This window comes from Bergeyella anatis (assembly GCF_036016955.1).
GTDB lineage: Bacteria > Bacteroidota > Bacteroidia > Flavobacteriales > Weeksellaceae > JAYWXI01.
In genome coordinates this window covers 1-2,624 of the sequence record NZ_JAYWXI010000049.1, presented here as the reverse complement: position 1 = coordinate 2,624, position 2,624 = coordinate 1, and the positions used below count along the sequence as shown (strand labels likewise).

The following is a 2,624-nucleotide window of genomic DNA, read 5'->3' as shown; positions in this document are numbered from 1 at the left end:
AAAGCGGGGCTGAAGTGCTTCTATTGAACTTTTTTTGTATATTTGAACATTGGTATTTCTATTGAGCTTGGGTGCCAAAAACCCCCGCCTTCAGCAATACCCGACCGTTGTACGACATTTAACATAAACTCACCCTAAAAATATTAAAAATGAAAAAACTTTTAAAACTATTATTTTTTATGCTAATCACTATGTTGACGGTAGGATGCCTAAGGGAAGGTGAAGAAAAGGATAAAATTTCCATTGTTACTGCGACGGTACATCATCAGTATGCTGACTTAAAAATCCCTCCGTTTTTTGAAACAGTTGTAAAAGGACTGAAAATAAAAGAAACAAACTTTACCGAATGGATTGTAATTACAGGTATTGAAGGATTTGCATACGAAGAGGGCTTTGAATATGAGCTTAAACTTCAAAAAACTTATTTGTCCAATCCTCCTCAAGATTCTCCAAGTAATGTAACATATAAACTTCTTGAAATTTTATCAAAGAAGCAAAAATAAACATCGTACAACAAGGTATTGCCGCAAGCGGGGTTAATTGCTTTTTTAGAAAAATTTGTTTACTTTTGAAGAGTGGTATTTTAGTTGAAGTTAGGTGCTAAAAATCCCCGCCTTCGGCAATACCCGACCGTTGTAGGCAATGCTATCAAAATAACCGTTTAACAAAAAGATTATGAAAAAAATCGGATTAATCATTTCTTTTCTAATTCATATCATTACTTTTTCTCAAACTTATAGATTTATCTATCAACTTGATATGAAACTTGATGATAAAGTTGAAAAATTTAATATGGTTCTTGATATAGACAAAGATTTCGTGAAATTTTATGATTACAAGTTCCTCGAAATGGATTCTATTAGTAAAAAAACAGGTGAAAATTGGCAGACAAATACAATGACAGACCAACTTGTGTTAAGAAAAATAAACTCTAATGAGAATACAACTTTTCACGACAATGATTTTGATTATTTCGCATTGCATTCGACTGACAAAATAAATTGGAAAATTGAAAAAGAAATAAAAAATCTTCATAATTACAAACTTCAGAAAGCAACAACTAGTTTTGGAGGAAGAAACTGGACTGCTTGGTTTTCAGAAGAAATACCTTTTCAAGAAGGACCATATAAATTTCGCGGACTTCCTGGGCTAATCTTTGAATTGAGTGATGAAACAAATGACTTTAAGTATTCTTTAATTAAAAGTTTAAATTTGTCAGTAACCTTTGATACGAAAAATTTTTTAGAAACACACTATGGAGTAAAGCCTATTTCCATAACTTTAAAACAGTATCATAAAATAAAAATTGACAGTTATAATGATCCAGTTGCAGAGGTAAGGAAAACTTTGAAAAATGGAGGAGTTGTAAATATCAATGGTCAAAATATTACTTCTTTAGAAGAGCTTGATCAAAAACGAAAGTTTTTACAGGAAATGATAAAAAAATATTATAAACCTATAGAAAAAAACAAAGCGATTCCCTACCCATAAAAATAAAAAGCACTGCCTACAACATAGTATTTGCAAAAGGCGGGGTTAAGGTGTTGAATTGAAAAGCTGAAATATTTAGCCGCATATGCTTTTCAATTCAACTATTTTAAGTAATTTAGTTTCATTGAAAAAGCATCTGCTCCGGTTTGGTCGAAATTGAACTATTGGTTCAATTTAGTCCGCCCTTCGCAAATACTTTTTCCGTTATCTGTAACCATACTAAACACAATGAAGAACTTAATCTCAATTTTAGTTATATTTTTGATAATATTAAATTCTTGCGCAGATAAAAATTCAGAGATGAAAATTGAATCAAGTACTGATAAATTTATCTTTTTTGAACCTGCTGATTTAGGAGCTTTTGGTTCAAAAACAAGGCTAATTATTTATGCAAAATTTGATGAATGTGGAGAATGGGGAGGACACGAAGAAAACTTTGAAGTTTTCTCGAAACGAGATAAGCAATTTTATGTAAAATATAAAAGAACTAAAGTTGATTGCGATAAAGTTGGAGAGCTGTACGGGAAACCTGAATTCCAACAGCCTGATAAAGAATTGGAATTTAAACTAACAGAAAAAAACATTATTGCTATTAATAATTATTTATCTAAACTACTTAAAAGTAAAATTTCTGAACGTTTCCCAGGACACTCAGGTCGAAATTTTGGAGTAATGAAATCTGACTCAACGCTTATTATTGATGTATATGATAGAAGTGAAGAGAATTTAAAAAATTATAATACATTATTAAATTCTTTAAAAATCGAGGAAGTTAATTATGAATATTGATTGAAATGGCTACAGATAACATAGTATTTGCAAAAGGCGGGGAGAGCGTTGAATTGAAAAAGTCGAAATATTTAGTCGCATATGCTTTTCAATTCAACTTTTTTTAATAATTTAGTTTCATTGAAAAAGCATCTGCTTCGGTTTGGTCGAAATTGAACTATTGGTTCAATTTAGTCCGCCCTTCGCAAATACTTTTTCCGTTAGCAGAAATGTTATGAAAAACATGCCTCCAGGTTCGAATATGACTGAAATTTTGAAAAATTTTATTGAAACTCAAAATTGGATTTTTGCAAAAACATACGCTCAAACTTATCCTCATGAATATATTGTTCAAGAAAGAGTTG

At 30.7% G+C, this 2,624-nt stretch carries 3 protein-coding genes; all 3 read left to right on the top strand.

The features are described from left to right. Window positions 1-149: 149 nt before the first annotated feature. The 3 genes from VQ048_RS12015 (at window position 150) to VQ048_RS12005 (ending at window position 2,280) form a co-directional block, all read left to right on the top strand. Window positions 150-503, top strand: coding sequence for a DUF4377 domain-containing protein (locus VQ048_RS12015; RefSeq protein WP_327611901.1), 354 nt, complete (start codon window positions 150-152; stop codon window positions 501-503). 172 nt (window positions 504-675) lie between these two features. After that, window positions 676-1,491 (top strand): GLPGLI family protein, encoded by an 816-nt coding sequence (locus tag VQ048_RS12010; RefSeq protein ID WP_052911704.1) that lies wholly within the window; start codon window positions 676-678, stop codon window positions 1,489-1,491. A 300-nt stretch (window positions 1,492-1,791) separates the two neighbouring features. Next, a complete protein-coding gene (locus VQ048_RS12005; RefSeq protein WP_327611900.1) occupies window positions 1,792-2,280 on the top strand; it encodes a hypothetical protein in 489 nt (162 codons plus the stop codon). Window positions 2,281-2,624 lie beyond the last annotated feature (344 nt).

Bases quoted from the DNA above. Each gene is read 5' to 3' on its own strand.
- VQ048_RS12005 (WP_327611900.1), top strand. From the start codon at position 1,792: ATGAAAATTGAATCAAGTACTGATAAATTTATCTTTTTTGAACCTGCT.
- VQ048_RS12015 (WP_327611901.1), top strand. From the start codon at position 150: ATGAAAAAACTTTTAAAACTATTATTTTTTATGCTAATCACTATGTTG.
- VQ048_RS12010 (WP_052911704.1), top strand. From the start codon at position 676: ATGAAAAAAATCGGATTAATCATTTCTTTTCTAATTCATATCATTACT.